The organism is Pacificibacter marinus (assembly GCF_018860665.1).
GTDB classification, from domain to species: Bacteria; Pseudomonadota; Alphaproteobacteria; order Rhodobacterales; family Rhodobacteraceae; genus Celeribacter; species Celeribacter marinus_A.
Map to the genome: position 1 here is coordinate 128,608 of NZ_JAHKPK010000064.1, position 20,638 is coordinate 149,245.

At 54.0% G+C, this 20,638-nt stretch carries 21 protein-coding genes; 11 read left to right on the forward strand and 10 right to left on the reverse strand.

Features of this window, described 5'->3' with window-relative positions:
* The first annotated feature begins 78 nt into the window (after positions 1-78).
* The 8 genes from KO497_RS18450 (at position 79) to KO497_RS18485 (ending at position 7,332) form a co-directional block, all read left to right on the forward strand.
* A complete protein-coding gene (locus tag KO497_RS18450) occupies positions 79-363 on the forward strand; it encodes a DUF3817 domain-containing protein (RefSeq protein ID WP_215945426.1) in 285 nt (94 codons plus the stop codon).
* Positions 363-758, forward strand: a complete 396-nt coding sequence (locus KO497_RS18455) for a CopD family protein (RefSeq protein WP_215945427.1) — start codon at positions 363-365, stop codon at positions 756-758. Before KO497_RS18450 ends, KO497_RS18455 begins: the two co-directional genes overlap by 1 nt.
* A gap of 232 nt (positions 759-990) precedes the next feature.
* Positions 991-1,653: a potassium channel family protein gene (locus tag KO497_RS18460; RefSeq protein ID WP_215945428.1), complete on the forward strand. Its 663-nt coding sequence runs from the start codon at positions 991-993 to the stop codon at positions 1,651-1,653.
* A 50-nt stretch (positions 1,654-1,703) separates the two neighbouring features.
* On the forward strand, positions 1,704-2,999 hold the full coding sequence (locus KO497_RS18465) for a TrkH family potassium uptake protein (RefSeq protein ID WP_215945429.1): 1,296 nt from the start codon (positions 1,704-1,706) through the stop codon (positions 2,997-2,999).
* Between the two features lie 340 nt (positions 3,000-3,339).
* Positions 3,340-3,798, forward strand: coding sequence for a hypothetical protein (locus KO497_RS18470; RefSeq protein WP_215945430.1), 459 nt, complete (start codon positions 3,340-3,342; stop codon positions 3,796-3,798).
* A 73-nt stretch (positions 3,799-3,871) separates the two neighbouring features.
* Positions 3,872-4,162 carry an ankyrin repeat domain-containing protein gene (locus KO497_RS19515; protein ID WP_215945431.1) on the forward strand — a complete coding sequence of 97 codons (291 nt, stop codon included), beginning with the start codon at positions 3,872-3,874 and terminating at the stop codon, positions 4,160-4,162.
* Positions 4,163-4,285: 123 nt separating this feature from the next.
* Positions 4,286-5,647: a YbaY family lipoprotein gene (locus KO497_RS18480; protein ID WP_215945432.1), complete on the forward strand. Its 1,362-nt coding sequence runs from the start codon at positions 4,286-4,288 to the stop codon at positions 5,645-5,647.
* 341 nt (positions 5,648-5,988) lie between these two features.
* Positions 5,989-7,332, forward strand: coding sequence for a GAF domain-containing sensor histidine kinase (locus KO497_RS18485; RefSeq protein WP_215945433.1), 1,344 nt, complete (start codon positions 5,989-5,991; stop codon positions 7,330-7,332).
* Between the two features lie 289 nt (positions 7,333-7,621).
* On the opposite strand, the gene KO497_RS18490 is transcribed toward KO497_RS18485, so the two are convergent.
* Positions 7,622-7,936 carry a hypothetical protein gene (locus KO497_RS18490; protein WP_215945434.1) on the reverse strand — a complete coding sequence of 105 codons (315 nt, stop codon included), beginning with the start codon at positions 7,934-7,936 and terminating at the stop codon, positions 7,622-7,624.
* 495 nt (positions 7,937-8,431) lie between these two features.
* Here KO497_RS18490 and KO497_RS19325 point away from each other — a divergent pair, with 495 nt between their 5' ends.
* Together KO497_RS19325 and KO497_RS18500 are read left to right on the forward strand one after the other, a co-directional pair.
* Positions 8,432-10,702: a calcium-binding protein gene (locus tag KO497_RS19325; RefSeq protein WP_215945435.1), complete on the forward strand. Its 2,271-nt coding sequence runs from the start codon at positions 8,432-8,434 to the stop codon at positions 10,700-10,702.
* Between the two features lie 365 nt (positions 10,703-11,067).
* Positions 11,068-13,722 carry a hypothetical protein gene (locus tag KO497_RS18500; protein ID WP_215945436.1) on the forward strand — a complete coding sequence of 885 codons (2,655 nt, stop codon included), beginning with the start codon at positions 11,068-11,070 and terminating at the stop codon, positions 13,720-13,722.
* 1,011 nt (positions 13,723-14,733) lie between these two features.
* Here the strand turns inward: KO497_RS18500 and KO497_RS18505 are convergent.
* The 9 genes from KO497_RS18505 to KO497_RS18545 all read right to left on the reverse strand — a co-directional run bounded on the left by KO497_RS18505 (position 14,734) and on the right by KO497_RS18545 (position 20,066).
* Entirely contained in the window at positions 14,734-15,537 is an 804-nt protein-coding gene (locus KO497_RS18505; RefSeq protein ID WP_215945437.1) for a hypothetical protein, read from the reverse strand.
* 31 nt (positions 15,538-15,568) lie between these two features.
* Positions 15,569-16,141, reverse strand: coding sequence for a hypothetical protein (locus KO497_RS18510; protein WP_215945438.1), 573 nt, complete (start codon positions 16,139-16,141; stop codon positions 15,569-15,571).
* Positions 16,142-16,351: 210 nt separating this feature from the next.
* Positions 16,352-16,981: a hypothetical protein gene (locus tag KO497_RS18515; RefSeq protein ID WP_252729783.1), complete on the reverse strand. Its 630-nt coding sequence runs from the start codon at positions 16,979-16,981 to the stop codon at positions 16,352-16,354.
* Positions 16,981-17,430, reverse strand: coding sequence for a hypothetical protein (locus tag KO497_RS18520; RefSeq protein ID WP_215945439.1), 450 nt, complete (start codon positions 17,428-17,430; stop codon positions 16,981-16,983). Before KO497_RS18520 ends, KO497_RS18515 begins: the two co-directional genes overlap by 1 nt.
* On the reverse strand, positions 17,427-17,777 hold the full coding sequence (locus tag KO497_RS18525; protein WP_215945440.1) for a hypothetical protein: 351 nt from the start codon (positions 17,775-17,777) through the stop codon (positions 17,427-17,429). Before KO497_RS18525 ends, KO497_RS18520 begins: the two co-directional genes overlap by 4 nt.
* 75 nt (positions 17,778-17,852) lie before the next feature.
* Entirely contained in the window at positions 17,853-18,218 is a 366-nt protein-coding gene (locus KO497_RS18530) for a hypothetical protein (RefSeq protein WP_215945441.1), read from the reverse strand.
* Positions 18,218-18,919 carry a DNA-methyltransferase gene (locus tag KO497_RS18535; protein ID WP_215945442.1) on the reverse strand — a complete coding sequence of 234 codons (702 nt, stop codon included), beginning with the start codon at positions 18,917-18,919 and terminating at the stop codon, positions 18,218-18,220. The genes KO497_RS18530 and KO497_RS18535 overlap by 1 nt, the downstream gene beginning before the upstream one ends.
* Before the next feature lie 322 nt (positions 18,920-19,241).
* Complete coding sequence (locus KO497_RS18540) at positions 19,242-19,715, reverse strand: hypothetical protein (RefSeq protein WP_215945443.1); 474 nt, start codon at positions 19,713-19,715, stop codon at positions 19,242-19,244.
* Between the two features lie 105 nt (positions 19,716-19,820).
* Entirely contained in the window at positions 19,821-20,066 is a 246-nt protein-coding gene (locus KO497_RS18545) for a helix-turn-helix domain containing protein (RefSeq protein WP_215945444.1), read from the reverse strand.
* Here KO497_RS18545 and KO497_RS18550 point away from each other — a divergent pair.
* Positions 20,065-20,421, forward strand: a complete 357-nt coding sequence (locus tag KO497_RS18550; RefSeq protein WP_215945445.1) for a helix-turn-helix transcriptional regulator — start codon at positions 20,065-20,067, stop codon at positions 20,419-20,421. The two genes, KO497_RS18545 and KO497_RS18550, sit on opposite strands and share 2 nt — an antisense overlap.
* Positions 20,422-20,638: the final 217 nt, after the last annotated feature.

Below are 20,638 nucleotides of genomic sequence, written 5' to 3' on the forward strand. Positions count from 1 at the left end.
GTGAACAACTGTTTACACAAGTCAAGCTTCGCCGTAAAGTAAACATACGTTTACACATAGAGATTCGGAGGATCCTTCATGATTGGCCTTATGCGTGCCGCTATTTTCGAGGCTCTGACACTCCTCGCTCTGTTTTGTTTGGCGATGCCACTGAAATACTTTGCAGGAATGCCTCAATTCGTTTCTGTCATGGGGCCGCTCCACGGATTGGCCTTCATGATTTTCCTCTGGTTCGTGATCCGATCCTGGGCAGAAGGTCTGATCGGCTGGACAGGGGCCGCGCGCCTTTTTGTCGGTGCGATGATCCCGTTCGGCGGCTTTGTCAATGAGCGCTGGCTGCGCCGAAAAATGGAAGAAAAATAATGCTTTACGACCTCACCAAAGCCGCACATCTGATTGCTCTTTTCGTTTGGCTCGGCGGGATGGCCGCAGTTGCCCTCGCACTGCGATATCCAGCCTTGATTCATATGAAACCGTTGCGGGCCTATGACAGAGCCGTGTCCTCTCCTGCGATGATCCTCGCTCTGCTTTTAGGCATATCGCTGGGGGTTCAGGGCGGCTGGTTTACATCAGCATGGTTGGGGATGAAGATTGTGCTCGTGCTCGGCCTATCGGGATTGCACGGTGCTCTGGTCGGAAAACTGCGCCGCGCGGTGCAGGACAACGGGGGTGACGCAAAGCTCACGGGCGGCCTGTTCCTGTTTGTCGGGCTAGCCCTATTGTCGCTGATCGTCCTTCTTGTGACGATCAAACCATGATTGCATCGCGTTGCCAGGTTGGGCCTAAGCCCTCTTTTTTCGGAAGAGAGAAAGAGCAGACATTCAAATGAGGAAACGCAACGACAGCAAAGTCCGCACAGCCGGCGCTCGCCTTCCAGTTTGGCGTTTATTTGGTATGCAAATGCAGAGAATGTCGGCAAAGAGCCCATGTTGACATCTTTTTGCATTGCGGCAATGTTCCGCGACAGTCAAATTGGATGGACGCAACACATTGAATATCAAAAAACGAACCTTTGGTGTCGTTGGGCTGGGCAACTTCGGAAGTTCTGTTGCAAAGGAATTGCAGCGGTTCGGCAACCATGTAATCGGCATCGACATCTCCGAGGCGCGTGTCGCCAACCTTGCAGATACCTTATCACAAGCCATGATCGTAGATGCTCGGGATGACGCAGCGCTGCGTGATGCCGGTTTCAGCGACTGTGATACTGCTGTCGTTGCTATGGGTGATGATTTGGAGGCCAGCATCCTGTCGGCGATGAACCTCAAACTTGTCGGCGTTCAGGTCGTTTGGGCCAAGGCTACGACAAAAACCCATCACCGAATTCTTAAAAAAATCGGTGTGGACAGGATCGTTCACCCGGAGGTCGAGGTTGGTCAACATATCGCGCAAATTCTGCACAATCCGCTTATGCGTGACTATGTTAGCCTCGGAAACGGCTTCCATGTGGTGAACTTCCGCATACCCGAGAGCCTCGAAGGTCGAAGCCTGAACGAGTTGCCACATGGCAAGGCCTACAATCTTCGCTGCATTGGGATTATGAGGGGGAGTGAATTCATCGGGCAGGATGGCTCAGAGTGCCAGTTGCAGCGCGATGACCTACTTCTACTGCTGGGCCAGCGGAAGGACCTTCACAGCTTTGCGGCCAGCCTCTAATCATGACTGCATCACTCCGGAATTTTCTCAGGCGGAAGAAAAAACTGCGAATGCCGCCGCCTGCGCTGTTATCGCTTTTCTACATAGCACTGATCCTTCTAGGCGCTTTATTTCTCTGGTTGCCCATCTCGCATTACGGTGACATTGGTCTAAGCGAAGCTCTATTCACCGCGACCTCGGCGGTGACAGTCACCGGGCTTGCTCTTGCCGATACCGGATCCGCCTTCACCGGATTTGGTCAAGCGATCATTGCGATGCTCATTCAGCTTGGCGGGCTCGGGCTTATGACCTTTGCGGTGCTCTTGCTCGGAGCTCTGGGGATCCCAGTCGGCATGCCACAACGGCTGATCCTGCGCGAAGACCTAAACCAGACTTCGCTGTCGAACCTCACGTATATTGCTCGCATGATCCTTGTCATCGCCCTCGCCTGCGAGACGGCTGGCGCCGCCCTTTTAGCTTTAATATTTGTCCCTGAATTTGGCTGGACTGGCCTTTGGCAGGCGGTCTTTCATTCGGTCTCTGCCTTCAACAATGCCGGGTTTGCCCTACACCCCGACAGTCTTTCGCAATGGGTCGGAAACCCGATTGTCAATCTGGTGATCCCCGCTCTTTTCATCTTGGGTGGGCTTGGTTTCATCGTTGTGGGGGATGTCTACAAGACACGAAACTGGCGCAAACTAACCCTACATTCCAAGCTGATGCTTGTCGGCACCGCTTTCCTGATCGTCTGGGGTAGTGTCATGTTCGGACTTTTGGAATGGCGAAATCCCGCGACACTGGGACACCTAAGCACCATCGACAAGCTGTGGGCGAGTTGGTTTCAGGGGGTCACCCCGCGCACCGCAGGCTTCAACACGATCAACACCGGCGGGATGCATGATAGCACGTCCCTGCTGACGATGACACTAATGCTGGTCGGCGGCGGCAGCACCTCGACTGCAGGAGGGATCAAGGTCACTACACTATTCGTCCTACTTCTTGCCACGGTCGCCTTCTTTCGGCGTCAAACCACGTTGCATGTCTTTGGTCGATCCTTGGGGGTGGAGGAGGTCATGAAGGCTCTCGCACTGACGACAATATCCATGCTGCTCGTCCTAACAGGGATCTTCGTAATGACAATCAACCACGATGGTCAATTCATCGACGTCGCATTCGAAGTGACATCCGCCTTTGGAACGGTGGGCCTATCGCGTGGGATCACGGGTGAGCTTGATGGCACAGGGCGCGGCATCATCATGACGATCATGTTCGTCGGGCGCGTCGGCCCTTTGGCAATCGGTTTTTTCCTCGCCACCCGCAGCGTTCCAAAGGTCAAATACCCCTCAGGGCAGATTTACTTGGGGTGAAAAGCAGCTAAGTTCAACAGCGGTTGTTTTTCTTCTTTAGCAACTACCTCTAGTATCGCTGCTAACGACGGCTTTGTCCCGCCAAGCCGCCATCCAGCACGTCGAAATGCTGCGCCAGCGGGTCAATGTCAGCTTCTGGGAAGCTGCAATGCACAGGCGATAGGAACGACCAACGTCAGCTAAGGGCCGTGAACGACGGAAGGCACGGCTTCAAACAGCTGATGCTCTGCGACGCCGTGACTGTCTCTCTTTTAGCCACTTTTGACCTGGATCCAACACGCGGATAAGTGGCTATCTTGTCGAATTTCTGCCGAGTTCAGAAGCAGCGGAAATTCCGAAAGTGATGGTCGGGACGCGGCCTGACGTTGAATTCGTGGGAAGGCGTATCATTCCTCATGAAGAACTTACGGCTGCCTTAATGGACGGGACGCTCGACATCGATGAAGGCGATTTCGTCTTCATCGACCACACACAGACTTTCAAGCCAGAATTTGTGGCGTCGATCTCCGAGCGCCCTGCGCAGGATCTGATCATTCGGTATTCAACTGTTATGCTGATGCGTGAAATTTGCGAGGAAATGGGCATTCCTAAAAATACGCGACGTGCTGTTGCTGCGATTGAACACGAAATTTTGCTTAGATTGCCTGCTCGGATCAATGAACTCAACTTCAAAGTCGACAGGCTTAGGCGTCACCCGATGCGTCGCCACAAGGTGCCGGAAAATGTCGCAACAGCACAAAGAATATTGGAGTGGGATGATCGGCTTTGGGCCGTTCGCCTCAAGCTCATGGTCTTCTGACTAGACATTAATATCAAATCTGATCACCATCTAAGGCCAGATCAAGTAGGGTGCTGGAGGCGCGCTTCACATCGTGGCATCATATGGCCCCGTAGAAAACATTTTCATTCTCGCCAATGCCGGTGCTGATCTTTCAGCGCGCGATAACCACGGTGGGACGCCACTTCACGTCGCATCGCAATTCGGAACGCCAGAGAATGTTGAGATGCTGCTCAAGGCTGGGGCAAATGGAGCCGCGTTGAATGATGTCCCGGAAACGCCTTCGGACTTGGTGGCAGGTAATCCAAGCTTTGTGGATATCGGCCTCGACTGGACTGGACTGGGAAGCTTTTGCTCACTGAGGCAGAGTTTGATAATGTCTTAATATGAGAACCATAACTCTATAGTTTTTTGAACGAACTTTTCGAAATAGAAAGAAACGCCAGTGCTTTACTCCCGCTTTATGGCCATGCTCCTGACGTTTGTATTTTCCTTTGAAGGAATTGCGGTGGCTGAGACTGTCACGGGCACAGCAACCTTCCGCGAGCGGATCATGCCTCCAGCGGATGCACGCCTTGTTGTGACCCTCTCCGATATTTTTCGTGCAGACGCTCCAGCGGATGAGCTGGGACGCATCGAAATCGAAAATGCGGGTGGCCCACCTTACGCGTTTGAGATCAAGTATGACGCAAGCGAGATTGAGGAAAACCACAGCTATGCGGTTCGCGCGACGCTCTGGGCTGGTGATCATATGATGTTTACCACTGACACGGTCGCGCCCGTTATCACGCGCGGAGCACCGGATGAGGTTCATCTTATCCTGGTGCGGGTTGCCTCAGAGGCGCGAAGCAATGCAATTACGGACCACCCACAAATTGGCGCGCACGGTCTAGAACTGCCCGCAACATTCACAGGCACGCTTCCTTGCGCGGACTGTGAGGGGATCTCCTATCACCTCGACATGTGGCCTGACCAAGGCTATCATCTGCGCCGGGAATGGCTGGGCCGCGCTGGGGATACTGGCGACAACATTCAAGACGATATCGGGTTTTGGTATTCGGATGCACAAAGCAAGACGATTGTCCTGTCCGGTTTGACTGACACGCCCAACCAGTGGGAGGTTAAGGCAGCTAACAAAATCAGGTCGTTGGATATGGACGGGAATGTCATCACGTCCGACCTTCCTTACGAGCTGACCGGAAACGGCACGTTGGATGAAACAGATATCAAGGATGTCTTTCTCGGCGGCATGATGACATATATGGCGGATGCTGCGATGTTTCAGGAGTGTCGCACTGGGCGCAGCTATGCTGTGGTCATGGACGGTGATTACCTCGAGATGGAACGGGCATATCTTGCCGATCAATCTGACGCCGCTGCCCCACTTTATGTAAATGTCGAAGGGTCCTTTTTGATGCGTCCCGCGATGGAGGGACCAGAGCAGCGTAGTCTTGTTGTGGATCGGTTTGTTCGCACCCGCCCAGGCATCACCTGTGAACGCCAGCGTGCGGATGCAATGCTGACAAATACCTACTGGAAGATTGATACTCTGGCAGGTGAGGATGTTGTCGGCCTGCCATCGGGCGGCCACGAAGCACACGTGATCCTACGCGAAAATGATGGTCGGTTTTCAGCAACGGTGGGCTGCAATGGAATGATGGGTGATTTCACACAGCAAGACGGAACATTGAGCTTTGGCCGCTCAGCAGCGACACTCATGGCATGCCCGCCACCACTGGATGCAATAGAGCAAAGCCTTGCGCGGGCCCTTGAGGCCACTCAAAGCTACCGTATCAATGGTGAAACGTTGGCGCTCTACAATGAGGCAAATGACATCGTTGCGCTTTTGACAGCCGTCTATTTGTATTAACCGCCCGAAACTAATTGGGTCGTTTAGATTACAGCATCTGACCTTATCGTCTCAAAAGCCTTGCCAACTATGCTGCGCCAGCCATCAAGGTCAGCTATACGCAGAGAGTGACATTTGCAAAGTCGTGATCAGGAATCCACCTTGATGGGATGAACGGCCCATAAGAGACACTCATCGGGTCAGGCTACGCTGCAGCCTCATCGAATCGGCCTTTCACTGCGTACGCGAAACTTGTCTGGCGGTAAAAAAAATTGACCGCGCCTCCTGACTTCGCCCTATAGTTGTGCTCCGGTGTGTTTAGTCTACATTTTTGAAAGATTGATTCGGAAGGATTCTTCATAATGCGCAAGATGAAAACAGGTCTCGAATCAAGATTGTTAGACCCGTCTGTTCCTCCAATTCCTGCCAACGAGGCCGAGAGGATAGCGTGTCTTAAGGACTTGAGGCTTGACCTGTCTCTTCCCTATGATGAAATTCAAGGGTTATGCGAGCTGGCCGCTGAAATTGCAGGGGTTCCTATCGCCTTGGTGTCGCTAGTGGATGAAACGCATCAACGGCTCCTTGCAAGTGTTGGCCTAGGCGACTTGCGTCACACCACGAGAGAGGTTTCTTTCTGTGCGCACGCGATCATGGGCAGCGAACTGTTTGAGATAACTAACACAAGCCTTGATGATCGCTTCGCGGCCAATCCTTTTGTCGTAAATGACCCAAAGGTTCGATCGTACTTGGGAACAATACTGGAGCCAGAGCCAGAGAAGCGCCTTGGAACGCTTTGCGTTTTAGATACGACACCTCGCATTCATTCAGAAACGACAAAGGTCGCGCTGTACAAACTGGGTAAAGCGATCACGGCTCTTCTCGTGTCGCATCGTGAAAAGCTTGAGTTAATTGACTATTCAAACGCGCTTAAAGCTAAAAACACGGAATTGAGTGATCTTACAGATTCACTTCAAAATTCTACAACAAAATTAGTAGCAGCCGAAAAGTCCAGAAGTGAATTTCTTTCGACCGTCAGTCATGAACTTCGGACGCCGTTAACGTCGATTAAGGGGGCACTTAGCTTAATGAAGCTCGGTGAAGTGAGCGCATCTCCTGAGAAATACAGACACTTGATAACCATTGCCAATGAAAACAGCGACAGGCTTTTGTCCTTAGTTAATGATATATTGCAGCTTCAAAAAACCAATTTGGGAAAGAGCCATATCAAGTTTGTTCCAGTTGATTTGGCCGAACTCATAGAAAACTCAGCGGATGCATACAGAAATTATGCGGCGGACAAAAATGTAACTTTAAGGGTTAGATGTTCGACAAGTAGGCCTTGCGTCGTACGCGGTGACAAAAGCCTTTTAGACCGCGTTATGGGCAACCTTATTTCAAACGCGTTCAAGTTTTCCAACCAAGGTGGCCAAATCGAAATTGAATTGAATTGCCCTGAAAGTGGGCCGCAAATTACTGTTAAAGACCACGGGGTTGGAATTCCAAAAGGGTCTACAGAACTGGTCTTTGGCATGTTCAAACAGGTGGACAATTCTGACACCCGCACAACGTCGGGAACAGGGCTTGGCATGCATCTTTGCCGTCAAATACTAACGCAGCATGATGCAACGATTGGTTACACAAGTGTCTTGGGCGAAGGCACTACATTCATAGTGAATTTTAAAAACGGTGCTCCAAAAGTAGAGTAACGTGAGCTATTGTAAGGCTGATCCGGACCTAAAATGTACTATTTATGATGCTTTTGATGTCGCGATTACGCTGGCGTGACGTTTGAATTTATAACGCTAATGGCATTACCGCGAATGTCCGGTATCCTCCCCCGCCTGCAGATGCTGCAAGTGCGACGAGATCCACCATTCGTGTCTGCTCAGGGCTGACAGCAGTCATCCCGTGTGATCGCTCAGGCCGGTGGCAGGGCATTTTGCGCAAAAACCACGCGCTGCATTGCCGCACGTCCGCTTCGAGCCCAAAGTGTCTCTAGGTAACTTCCGTAGCAATCGCTATCGCCAACCAAATTGGATACGCAATAAATGCTGCCAAGCATAGTTTCTTTGAACCCACATAGTACTCAGCAGAAATGACAATAAGGGAGCAAAGCGCCCAGATGACTGTGATGACAAAAGGAAACTCGAAGCTACCGAACAAGCCTAGAAAACCTGCCGTGGAGATCAAAATGCCTGAGAATGCGATGAATCTCACGCTATTCCGCCAGAATGGATGCCTTGGATTTTCTTCCCTGCCATAAATCCAGATCGCCAAGAACGTCACGACAAGTTCAAGTATTTCTACCATTAGCGGCGTCCTCGGTTTAATGGAGCGAACTTCAATTTTTAGCGTGAAATTGAGGTGAGAATGGGGCGAAGCCAAGGTCAGCTTCGTCCGCGATGCCGCCATCCCGCACGTCAAGATGCTGCGCTAACGGGTCAATGTCTGCTTCGGGGAAGCAGCAATGCAGCGACGATAGGAACGACCAATGGCAGGTTTGGGCCGTTCGTGTCGATCGACACCAAGGGCGGAAACCGGACCTTCGCTGCAAGTGCAAACGAAACGTCATCAATAAGTAAACTACTTTATTCCATGTGAATCTCTAAATGTTGCGTTAAGAACAAGTATCACTCGTGGTTTACGCTGCAACATTGTGCGCGTTTCCGTGGTAAAAGCCAGGTTAGCTAATCATTGTTTACGCCCTTACGATATTCATCAAAACATCCTATTTCAAAATTGACTTTTCAATCAGAAAATTGCTCTGTTTGACTAAATTAAATTATGTCATTTTTGAGGTGAACTATGTTGGGTCTTTTGGGTGTTTTAACTTCGCTAGTAGCTGCTGGTTTTGTTTTTGATATGGGAAACTTGGGGGATGATGGAGAAACGTCGACGTCAGATAACCCCAACCTCACCGAAACTCCAATAGATACTGCGTTTCTAACAGATGTATCTGCTGGTAGTGGAGAAGAAGACGATACTTTCATAGGTAGCGCAGATAGTGATACGTTCCGAGGCTTTGGTGGCAACGACCTGATAGTCGGCAATGAAGGCAATGATGACCTTCGCGGAAATGGCGGAGATGACATCGTGTCTGGAGGCTCAGGTGATGACCGACTTGACGGAGGTTATGGCGACGACCAGATTTATGGCGATCATGGCGATGATAATCTGATCGGCAACTTAGGCGACGATACAGTGCTTGGTGGTGCAGGGAATGACACTATCAACGCCGGTCAAGGCGAGGATACCGCATTTGGCGGAGACGGCAATGACACGATCCGTGGTTACGGTGGCAGCGATTATATTGAAGGCAACGAAGGCCGAGATGATCTTCGCGGCAACGGAGGGAATGACATCGTGCTCGGCGGTGACGGTAACGATCGAGTTGACGGAGGTGCTGGAGACGATTCTCTGTTCGGTAACGCTGGTGTTGACATGATTCTTGGCAAAGTTGGAGACGATCTGATCTTTGGTGGTGAGGGTAGCGACCGAATTTGGGGTGGCGATGGCAATGACGTAGTTTCTGGAGAAGCCGATAACGATTCTATTCGCGGAGGAGGTGGCAACGATCTGCTTTCAGGCGATGCCGGAGATGACGATTTGCGCGGCAATGGTGGCGATGACGGATTGTCGGGTGGTGACGGGAATGATCAAATTAATGGTGGCTGGGGAAATGATGTACTTCTCGGTGAAAATGGCGATGACAATCTAATCGGGAATAGTGGCAACGACATCTTGAACGGCGGAGCCGGTGTGGACACCCTTGATGGCGGCGAAGGCGACGATACGCTTTACGTTGACGGTGAAGACAGTGCCTCGGGAGGCGAAGGCAACGATACATTTATAACATGGATCGGCGATGGCGCGGCAACAATTGAGGATTTTGATCCCACCCAAGATAGCTTGCAGATCCAAATCGATGCTGGAAAAGATGTTGGCGCACTGACGGAAGTAACTTTGGCACTATCCGACAACGGCTCAATGACGGTCTCGCACGGCAGCGATGTTGTATTTGTGGTCAATCCAATAGAAGGCGTGATATTGACCGAGGCTGCGCTGGATACAATTTCCGTGCATGCCCATACTGATCCCTTTGATCCTGCCACTGATGGTGACGTTACCGATTTGACGGACGAGAGCACTCAAGAACCTGACGATGTTGCCAATGATGACGACATTGAAGCGGATGATCGTATCACAGAAACATCCGTAAATGGGCATTCCAACTTTCAGCTGGAGCTTGATACGCAAACTACAGAACCTGCGCCAATCATTACAGATTTCGAAACCGCAGAAGACACCCTCAGTTTCGTGCGTGTTTATGCACATGATGAAGATGTACTGGACCTGTCCTTTGTGGAACGTGAGGACGGTCTTGGGGTAAATCTCATGAATGGGGAGACCGTCTTGGCGGAGATCCATAGGGCGCAGCTCGAAGATTTCGAAGACACGAGCATCTACGTGCAGATGCAGGGAGACGGCACGCTGCACGGTAGCGATGAGGCCAACCGCATTGGAATTGATTCTGCTGATGATCAGGTAACAATTTATGGCAATGGTGGCGACGATGAGCTTAGCGCTTCCAAGGGCGACACTCTTTTTGGCGGCGAAGGTAATGACGTGCTGTGGGGGTCAGGGGCTCTGCTTGCTGAAAATATCGATGACATGAACGTGCTCGATGGTGGAGAGGGCGATGACACAATCTTGTCCAACAACGCCAATGTCCTCACGGGCGGCGCAGGCGCGGATACATTTGGCCTCTCGTTGAGTCAGTACAGCGGCTCAGACGATGGCGGTTCAGGCCATGACCTCGCGGCCTCAGTCATCACAGATTTCAATATTGACGAAGATGTTATCTACATCGAGGGAGCCTTTATTTCACAGGCGCAAGGTTTCGATTGGGATGGCGAAGAAGTTCTCTCGATCGTGCCTTGGGACGACGGCACAGGGGCAGATCTCTACGCTGGCGATGAAGTGATCGCAGAAATAACTGGCGGACAGGGCTTGACCGTTGCGGATATTAAAGTCGCGGAGAATGGCTTGGAGACTGAGCTGCTTGGATACCACTAAACGATTGGATTGCTGCTTCGCGGCATTAGTGCAAACCTCGAAGGTCCGGTTTGGGCCGTTCACGTCGATCGACACAACGGGCGGAGAGCTGCCGTTCTCTGCATGTGCAAGTTACCTATATAAACAACGCTTTGAATTGTAACAGTATGTGTGTGTTCCGAGGAACAGTTCACAACGTGGTACCCGGTGGCAATTCTCCCAAAGGCACTGCCAACCTTCCAACCAAGTTCTGTGCTCAGGAAGCATGTTATTAACTAGGGTCGCCCTCCAAACCATCCCAATCTCGGATCTACCAGAGCGTTGACAGAGTGGCCGCCGCAATCCAGACTTACTGCATTTATAGAAGCGGGTTTGTTAAAGGTGCTATGAAACAATTATTTACTGTATCTTTGAAGGAATTTCCCATCTGGGTTTTGGGGTTGCTGGCGGCGATCGTGATTTTGTCTAATGCTTGGCCCAGTCTAGGGCCGGCTTGGGCGGGAGAAACGGTTTGGTCATGGCTGGTCGCCGGACCTAAGGCCGGCGTGTTGTCCGGCGTGACCGCAGTTGGCGTGATAGTGGGGGCCTGGTACGGAAAACGAAGGTTGCGCGCGATTGTGGCCTTGCCGCTGTTGGCTTTGGCGCTGTTGCCGTTGGACGCGTTGACCCTCGAGGCGGACCTGCTGACCAGTCCGCGTGTGCTGGCCGAACATAGCGCTGCGCAGAAAGTTAGGGCGACCTTGGGTGTCGACACCCGAACAGAGGAAGAGGTTGACGCAGAAATTGCCGCGCGGATGCCTGCAATCTTTGAACCAGTTTGGGAACGCGTCCTCGCCGCCTGGCCCGCTCCGTCGACATTCAATGCGACCTGGGCCGAGGGTGGGGCTGCCCGGAAGGCGCAAGAAGAGTTGGTAGCCGAAAATCAAATTCTGGCTGCTGAGATCGCCACAATCCAGGCGCGGCTGAATACGCTGAATGCAGAGTTGAAGAAAATCTCACCGAGAATAACTTCCGGATGCAAACAATGGTTCAAAGGAGGCAGGGGTGAGCAACTCTACTGCCTCGAACCTGGCGAACCGGTGACCAACCCGAGGTACGAGAAAAAAGCAGCTGAGGTCAGAACCGAAAGAACCACCCTCGCGGAATTCAAGTCAATATATGATCAGAACCTCTTGGTTCACAATACTTCCGAGTTTGCGGCCGATGCCGCCCGTGCTGCCGCCAAGGCGCAAGCGTACCGTCATATGCTGTCGTTCATCGTTGGTATTGTTACCGCACTGGCGGTTCTGGTCATTGCGTTGTTCGACAAGGAAGGCGACCGGCTTTTCCCGCCGGCACTGGTGATCGCATTGGCCGGCATTGCAGCCGCGCGCTTTGGTGTGATACCGGAAGCACTGTTTGCCGCGACCGGCTCCGAGGCACCACCTCTAACCGCCGGAAATGCCCTGAGAACAACAGGTCACCTGGTCGGCTTCCTCGCTGTCTTCCTAGGCGCGCGCAGTCTGCACTTACTGGCGATGCACAACCGAGAGCTCAGCCCGGTGATATTCAACCGGAAAATTCTGCCGGTGATCGGGTTTGCGCTGGCTCTCTGGAGCCCGCTCGGAGCGGCGGCCTACTTTTCGACATGGCTATCAGGTTGGTTTGAACAGAAAAGCGAAGATTTTGCCTACAGCATTGAAATTGGGCCGGAATACGGATTTTCACCGGCCCCGTGCGATGACAAACCCCGGCTCCTGTTCGAAGAAGTCTGCAAGGTGCGTTCGGTGGAAAGTGATATCCAGGCTTCGCTGTCCTATTGGCTCGACGAGGGGCAGCGCCGCACCCCCGAGGCGACCGCAACCGCCGAGGCTGCAGCCAATCTGACTGCAAACAACACCGCCGACATGGCGGCGATGCTGATGGATCAGAACGTCCCGAACTGGCTGGCCAAGCGGCCGCATTGGGAGGCGGGGCGCGGTATCAGCGATGCCTTCAACCATGATGAATCGCCCGAATGGTATCAATTCATAAAAAAAATCAAAAAGAAGGTGAAAGCTCGGGCCGACGGTGCCTATATCCGTATCCGCACGCGGACTCTTACCTGGCTCGACCGGAAGCTTGCCGAAATGGTGGCAAAGACCAAAACGGGAAGCGAGCTGACGGAACAGGCCATAAATGCGGAGGTTTTGACTGCGATCGAGGCGATGCGCGCACCGGTGCGCGACCAGCTCTGGCTGCTGTTTCGCGGCTGGGATGTGCTGCGCTTAATTGGCGTTCTGGTCCTTTGGGGCGCGGTTGTGAAGAGCTTCGGGTTGGTTTTTGGCCGGATTCTGCATTCTCGCGCTTGGTTTCGGCGCATGGTGCTTGACGAGGTGGCTGGGGTAGACACGGGTGAGGAGAACGCCGCCGCAGTCGAGGTGGCCTGGAGCGAAGGCCCGTCGTTCCCAATCAATGACCGCGTTGAATACAAATACCTGATCTGGGCCGACCAGACCGGTCTTAGCCGTGACGGCTGGATGTTGCACCAGCCATGGGTTCTGGCGTTGCGCCGTTTGGTGCCGCTGCGCCACGTGTTCCAATCTGGCACAGGCGGAGGTGCCGCCTCGGGCGCAGCGTTCAATGCAACTGGCGGGAGCTCGTTTGTCGAAATCACGGTGCAACCCGGGGCCTCTGCCTATTTTGATATCGGCGGGCTTTACGCGCTTTCCGGAAACCCGCACCTGTCCGGGGTGTGGAACTTCAAGCTGGAAAACCTGATGCGTGGAAGGATCCGGCACGCCCAGGCCTCGGCAAGGGAGGATGCGCCGTCTCGCATCGTGTTGCGCTTGCGTGGCACACCCAAGCCCACAGGCTCCACGACCCAAGTGACGCCTAGCCAGGTGATCGCCTGGACTGCGCAAACAAGATTTCTGGCATTAGGTAAAACCAATTGGCGAGGCGTGCTTACTGGTGGCGCGATGTTTCGCGAGGTCAAGGGCGGTCCTTTCGTGGTCGATGTCGGCCGGGGTGGCGTGACCGGTGCAATCTTGTTTTTGCCGGCGCTTCTACTGCCGATCTAGTGTCTACAGCCGATACCTTTCACTGGAACAGGTTGCATAGGAAAAGCGTTCTTCTTCCTTATGATCCATCGAGAGGCACTAGAACTGAGCTTGATGGATGCAGATTGGGCAAACCCAATTATGCGGCCTTTCATCTGCACAGAGCAAGTTCGGGTATCATCAAGCTTTGCGCACCCAGCGAATGGCAAGTTCGACGGGCCACACGGCAACATCTCGGTGGGCTGATGAAAGGCCGCTCTGGGCCGTTCGCGTAGATCGACACCTCGGACGGAGATGCCGCATGGCCTTCCCAAGCACCACATGTAGCCATCACGTAAACAGCATATCCCGCACTAGCGCCCGCCGGATCTAAAAGGGCGTTTCAAACTCGATGCCGCGATCGGCTCGTGCACACGCGGTTCCCAAGCGGCGGCGACGCCCTGATCGCACCAGCACCACCTCAATCATAACATACTGTATTTGTTACACTTCACCACACCCGATCTAGAACACCAACGCCCGCCCCCATGCTACGGATCACAAACCGCCTCACCAAACAGCCCACACCCCACACTCTCGGCTGAATTTTTCTTCGCTCGCAGAAAAAAATCTCCGCGTAAGGGAAGCACGGGTCTAGGGCCAAATGCCTTCCGGACTTTTGACCCTCCCCCCCTTTGTCCCTTGTGCAGCTGAGTTTGTTGCGCCTGCTTTTAGCGCGGCCTCGACCATGACCACTTTCCGCTCAGCATCCAGCCGATCCCGCATGGCATGCCTCTCAGACAGCGCGGCTCTAAAATAGCGCTTCAAAGTCGCACGTGAGCCCCCAACAGCACGTGCGACTTTGGCGTTGCTCAAGCCTGTACGCAGTAACATTCTGATTTTGTTTGATATTTACGCCTATCCATCAAATCTAGACCAACCACGCCACCCCTTCCCTAGACACACAGAGGCACCAAATAGCTCAAAACCTTCGTTTCCCATAAAAAAAATCTCCGCGTGAGAGCATATACCGGTCTAGCGTTTTGGCTTTTTCTAGAGATGAGACCCCCCATACCCCTGCATGCGATCCAATGCCGCCCGCAGTGCTGCTCTGAGCGCAGCGCTGTTGCGCGAGCTGACCGTCCAACCATATTTGCGCAGGATTTCACTCAGCGACAGGCCAAGCAAGCACACGGCCCGCACCGCATCCAAGTCAGTGATCATCTTGCTCACACCCCCTGCCCCGCGCTTGGATGGCCGCACTTTGCGCATGGGCATCGCCACGCCGCGACCGACTTTGCGCTCAAGTGCCTCGAACTCTTGGCGTGCCGCCAGTCGCAGAACCACCGCATCCGTACCATCGCCACCGCCAGACACACGTTCGCCGTAAGATGTGCCGCGCATATCACCGCTCTGCAGACCTTCATTCAGCGCCGCATAATGGCGTGCGATCGACACCTGCCCCGCGTTGAACGGCTCAGTAAACACAGCATCCTTGTTCTTGGCTTTAACCTTGGCGTGCGCCTTGAGCGCCTGCCCGTGCATCTTGTCGAAGACATCGCAACGATGCAGCACAGACCGCTTTTGCCAGCCCGCGTGCTGGTACTTATCCGTTGTCCCTGGCACCAGCTCTTTCGGGTCACTGATCCGCACAGCGCCGCGTGCTGGCGCGTTTGGCACCTCGGGTCCGCATTGCGCAGGCGCAGCCCCAGCGGCCTTGATCTTGGCCACGCGATCCGCCTCGGCCCGCAACCGTGCTGTGCCATCACTCCCGACCACAATCACCGCATTGCCAGTTTGCGTTTTCAAAGCTCGTTCCATCAACATCTCGCCACCTCTGCCTGTTATTGGGCCCATTGTTTTGCCGCCTCAGATCTGAGTGCACCGATCACGACGCCTCAAGCCCCGCGAGACCTTCGCATTTGCGCATTGCCGCGATCCGCTTGTCGCGCCATCCTGCATCGATGGCAGAGACTGTCTCAGCCCGCGCCAATTTCCGCTCGATACTGTGTTGACGATCCCGCGCGCCTTTGGCGCTCTCCAAAATGCGTTTCAAAGCGAACTCGGTCGGCCAGCGCCGCGACTTGCGCAGGTCGACCAGCAACTCTGGGGCCCAATCATCGCGCACAGCGCCCTTGCCCAACTCATGCGCAAACACCGCGCGGATCAGGGGCGAGTTGCTCTCATCTGGACGCTGGATCACAGCTGCCCATTCCAGCATCTTATTTGCGATCGGAAAGCGGTCGTGGTCTTTGCCGCTCGGGCTGGCCGCGGCCTGTTCTTCCAGCGCCGCCAAGTTCACATCGCTCATATAGGCAAGCCGCGCGCAGAGATCTTGCACCATGTCCTCGAATTGATCTTTCGTCATGCTGGACGGCTTCACCAGCCCGCGCCGTAGCAGCGGCATGACCAACCTCTCTCTCACGCGTTTTTCGCCTGCCGCTTGTTCTGCACTGTTCATTTTGCAACCCACCCTTTTCTCAGCAATTCCGACTTATCCACAGGCTCTGCGCCTCAAATGGAGCGCAACTGCCAATTTCTTTTTCTTTGTCTTTGTCTCTATCCCTATCGTAGAGGACACTTCGGAAGTGTCCGAAGACTGTCTGAGACTGTCTTGAACTGTCCTCTGGACACTTTCAGGACACTTCTGGGACAGATTGAATTTAAGGAATTAAGGTCGTCGCATCCCGAGATCGAGCATGTGATCAGACCAAGACCGCAAGGCCTCCTCAACGACGCTTGAGGTGCGATAGGCCACGCCTTGCTTGACCAAATACTCGTCGATCCAGCGCACAGCGGCATCATTCTCAACAAGCTTGGCATCATAGCCCGCCAGTGTGGATCGCAGACGTTGCAGCCGCTTGGCGGCATTCGCAGCCTCGTTTTTGGCGCGATTGTCTTCGCGTCGCGACATCGCCTCATTGAGCGTGCGCAAGACCTGACCGTGCATCAAACGCACCTCGCCGCCATCGCATTCGCATCGCACCCAATTGTGCAGCGGCCCAAACGGCAGCTTGCACAGAGCCTCAAAATGACCGCGATCCACCATCAGGATCTTAGCGAGGATGGCTGGGTCTGTCGGCAAGGTGCCGACCGGCGCTTGATCGTAAGAGATCCAGATCAAATCGAGATAGAGCGCGCGGCACTCTGGCGTGCCTTGTAGGCGCATCCCAGAATTGAGCCACCGCCGGCGTTCCCAAGCCACAAAGAAATGGCTGTCGAGACGGTTCTCAGCACCATAAGGATATAAGGGCAGCTCCGAGCCGGATGTTGTTCCGCCCACCACCTTCAATTGGCTCATCACACATCCTCCCCATAGCTCTCTATCACGGCCCAGCCCTCCTCGGTCGGCGTCCAAACATGAGGCACACCCCGAGGTTGCTCGCCGGCATTGGTGGCAAGGCCGCGCTGGCGCAGATATGAAAAGCTGGACCGCCAAAACTTGTCATTGATGCCATCGCGATACGGCGTTGCATCGCTGGTGCGCCCCGATCCGGTTTGCGCCAAAAAGCGCAATGCGCGGCCCGCAACCGTATGCGCGCCCACCTTGTTTTTGGATTCTGATGCATCATCTGTCTCCTGTGCCGACCTGCGACGGCCGTAACGGGTGGAGGCGCGCATATTTGCGCCGATCTTGGCCTCATTCAGCGTGGCCACACGCACCCACTGCGCATAGATTTTCTTATTCGATATGCTGGCAAATGGCCGCTCCATCACCATGCGCTCAAGGTCTGGTCCAGACAGGCTCATGGTGTCACCGCCTGGATATCATCCGCGCGCGCCAGCAGCTCAAATTCCCCCTCGGGAAACTGCACAGCCTCCCCAGCACCACTGGCCACAGTGAACAGGTGATCCGCGACGGCAGCGCCAACCCCGCCCAATTCGCACACGGGGCAATCGCCGAACAAAACCGCGCCGCAGCCGCAGCGCTTGTTTTGGCTGCGCTGCCCGCCGAAATAGTCAATGACCTGCCCGCGACCAGACACGCCACCAACAGCAGTGGCGAACGTCACCGACCCGCGACCCGTTTCAGAAAACAGATCAAAGTCACTCGACACTCTGACAGAGCAGGCGACGGAAATAGCGTTGCCAGCCATCACCTTCCTCCCCCAACGACAAACCCTAAAGCAAGGCAAGCGGTGCATAGCGAAAACATTGGAAACAAAATATCACTACACATCAGCCATCTCCCCAGCTTGCGCCAGCCGCTCGAATTCGCCCTCGGGAAACAACATCGCGCAGGCGTCTTGCAGATCCCGCAGCTCGCGCATCATGCCGGTAGAAAGCTCAAGCCGCGCATCCAAAACGACAAAGCCGCTAAAGCCTTTCAACACAAAGCTGGCCCCGCTAGCCTGCACAAACCTCACCACTCCGGTGCCGTAAATCAGCGCCCCGCGCCGCACGGCATGTGCTGGCGTCAGCGCGCCGCAGCGATCCCGCGCAAAGCGCTCATCTGCCGCCCGCCCGACGATAAAGGCGACATGCCGCCCCTGTGCCGCGATCCGCGCGCAGGTTCTGAGTTGCTCTTCAAATGTCATTACAAAGCCTTTCTGACCCGCGCGCAGGCCACATCAAACCATTGCGCATTGAGCTCTATCCCGATCGCATGGCGACCATTTTGAACCGCAGCCACCATCGCGGCACCGCTGCCCATCATCGGATCAAGCACCACATCGCCTTGGCGCGTTGAATTGAGAATGTAGTGTTCACACAGCGCGACGGGCTTTTCTGTCGGATGCGCTGTCTCTTTTGGGGCGTTCAGCTGAAAGCTCTGCTTTGAGCCACACTGATTGATGCCCTGCGGATCCGCTTTGCCCTTCCACCAATACGTCGTGAATTCGAGGTTCTTCATGTACCAGCGATTGCGCGTGGCGCGGATCTTGTCCCACACCAGCAGATTGTGAAACTTCCAGCCCGCGCCCTCGAAAGCCGTATAGGATTGAAACAGGTTCTTATCGTTGCTCATGATATAGGCGTCGGCATTGTCTTTGCAGGCGCGATAAAACGGCCCGCCCAAATTATGCCAGGGCGGCACCTCCATCAGCAGGCCATCGTTGGCGTAATTCTCTGTCGCAAACAGACCGCCCATCGACTGATGCGCGTTGCCGCCCGATGTCAGCTTATAGGCCACATCGCAAAACAGCATATCCGCCACGCCGCGCAATTCTGGCAGCACCTCGCGACAATCCCCAAGGATCAACCGCGCAGTGCCGATGGTGATATCGCCGCGGATACTCATGACATGCCACCATGGGAACACGCTGGGCAATCGCCCGCTTGAGACCGCACGCAGGCACAGCCCAGATCATATAAAAACGGGCGCGCGCATCGCCCACAAAACGCGCGCCCTATTTCGGCCTCATGAGGGAGGAGACGGCCGAAATTCCAAACCTGTAAAGAAAAGAGGCCGAGGGCACGCAGCCCCCGACCTGTTGCACAGCCAAAGGCGTGCAAAGTTGCGCGATGAGAAACAGACCGCGCGAGCAGCCGCTGGCCTATTCTGTCAATCGCGTAGGAACCTGTCGCGTTGGTCTGAGTAAAAGTATTCAAAATGTGGCCCGTCATCGCGTGCCCTCGACCGTCCGGCGCAGCGCCGCGCGAAAGCTCACAGCCACGGCGATCAGCTCATCCAATTCGACAAGCTGCTCGCCCGCTTCTTTGGCCGTGTACCCATTCGGATCGACCGACGCTTTGGAATGCGCCTCGGCATCCTTGGTCAACACATCCGAGAATTCTTTGGCGATGCGATACACATCCGATGCCGTCACGCCGTCCAGATCGACAGGCTGAAACACCCCGCCTGCCAGCATCGCGAAATGGTTTGCAATCGGCACGGCTGTGCGCGGCTCGATCCGCCCCAGACTGTCGAGATAGTTCACCCCGATCCCACCGGGGCGATGCTCACTGCGTTCGGTCCCGTAGGACAGCGTCGAGACGCCAATCCCAAGATCAATCGACGCGTTTTCCAATCCGCCAACCGCGCCGTAAGCCTCGCGCACCGCGTTCTGGATGCTTCCGGGTCTAGTGTAGCGCATGTGATAACTCCCTAGGGCATTTCACAAGACGCGGGCCGCGCCGCGTGGCAATTTGAGGATGACATAGAGACGAAGAATTAAGGATGGGCACTGAGATTTCAAACATCACGCGACCTCCCATTGATCAGTAGCGTCATCAGGTTTGTTTTCAGCCATTCGCATATTGAAAAGTTCTGGCGGGTACTCAAATTCAAGCCCCAAATCTTCCGACAATGATTGAATTGCGAGGAACCAAGATGCAGGAAAACTACCGCGCACTACAGCGTTGCTTACTGCAGTCATACCAACACCAAGTGTATCGGCGATTTTTTTACGCCCAATGGCGTTTGCAAGATCAAAGGCTGTCATCATGATTAATTCATATCCACATAAAGTGGATTTATGCAATACCACAATTTGTGGTTTGCTAAATAATTCACAAATTGTGAATTTAAATCTTATGAATGAAGCAGATAATCAAACCCAATACTTCCAAATCGGCCGGCGTTTAGCTGCCGTTAGGATAGCGGAATCATCAATGTCCCAAAAAGAATGGGCTGAAAAGCATTCTTTCGGCACGACGCAATATAACAATTGGGAAAAAGGGACCCGCAGAATAACGGTCGATGAAGCTGAGCGTCTCTGTGTACTCTACGGCTTAACACTAGACTTCATATACCGCGGCAATCTCTCAGGCATCTCGGAAAAAATTAAAAACTCTCTTTGAGAACAGCGGCCCATATATTTGACGACATGATCCAACGGAACATCTAGCAAATCAGAAATTTCAATCATTCGGTAATCCCCCCATTTTTAATGGGGTCCAGCCATAGAATTCATGCGGCTGTTTTCAATTTCATTGCGGGAGTTATGCCGCCGATGCCCATGTTGGGCCGCTCGTTGTTGTAAGTCCAGAGCCATTCAGTCGCCTGGTCTTGTGCCTC

Bases quoted from the DNA above. Each gene is read 5' to 3' on its own strand.
- KO497_RS18540 (WP_215945443.1), bottom strand. From the start codon at position 19,715: ATGCGCTACACTAGACCCGGAAGCATCCAGAACGCGGTGCGCGAGGCT.
- KO497_RS19325 (WP_215945435.1), top strand. From the start codon at position 8,432: ATGTTGGGTCTTTTGGGTGTTTTAACTTCGCTAGTAGCTGCTGGTTTT.
- KO497_RS18505 (WP_215945437.1), bottom strand. From the start codon at position 15,537: ATGGGCCCAATAACAGGCAGAGGTGGCGAGATGTTGATGGAACGAGCT.
- KO497_RS18545 (WP_215945444.1), bottom strand. From the start codon at position 20,066: ATGATGACAGCCTTTGATCTTGCAAACGCCATTGGGCGTAAAAAAATC.
- KO497_RS18520 (WP_215945439.1), bottom strand. From the start codon at position 17,430: ATGAGCCTGTCTGGACCAGACCTTGAGCGCATGGTGATGGAGCGGCCA.
- KO497_RS18535 (WP_215945442.1), bottom strand. From the start codon at position 18,919: ATGAGTATCCGCGGCGATATCACCATCGGCACTGCGCGGTTGATCCTT.
- KO497_RS18465 (WP_215945429.1), top strand. From the start codon at position 1,704: ATGCCGCCGCCTGCGCTGTTATCGCTTTTCTACATAGCACTGATCCTT.
- KO497_RS18530 (WP_215945441.1), bottom strand. From the start codon at position 18,218: ATGACATTTGAAGAGCAACTCAGAACCTGCGCGCGGATCGCGGCACAG.
- KO497_RS18510 (WP_215945438.1), bottom strand. From the start codon at position 16,141: ATGAACAGTGCAGAACAAGCGGCAGGCGAAAAACGCGTGAGAGAGAGG.
- KO497_RS18455 (WP_215945427.1), top strand. From the start codon at position 363: ATGCTTTACGACCTCACCAAAGCCGCACATCTGATTGCTCTTTTCGTT.
- KO497_RS18515 (WP_252729783.1), bottom strand. From the start codon at position 16,981: ATGAGCCAATTGAAGGTGGTGGGCGGAACAACATCCGGCTCGGAGCTG.
- KO497_RS18450 (WP_215945426.1), top strand. From the start codon at position 79: ATGATTGGCCTTATGCGTGCCGCTATTTTCGAGGCTCTGACACTCCTC.
- KO497_RS18550 (WP_215945445.1), top strand. From the start codon at position 20,065: ATGATTAATTCATATCCACATAAAGTGGATTTATGCAATACCACAATT.
- KO497_RS18500 (WP_215945436.1), top strand. From the start codon at position 11,068: ATGAAACAATTATTTACTGTATCTTTGAAGGAATTTCCCATCTGGGTT.
- KO497_RS18485 (WP_215945433.1), top strand. From the start codon at position 5,989: ATGCGCAAGATGAAAACAGGTCTCGAATCAAGATTGTTAGACCCGTCT.
- KO497_RS18525 (WP_215945440.1), bottom strand. From the start codon at position 17,777: ATGGCTGGCAACGCTATTTCCGTCGCCTGCTCTGTCAGAGTGTCGAGT.
- KO497_RS18490 (WP_215945434.1), bottom strand. From the start codon at position 7,936: ATGGTAGAAATACTTGAACTTGTCGTGACGTTCTTGGCGATCTGGATT.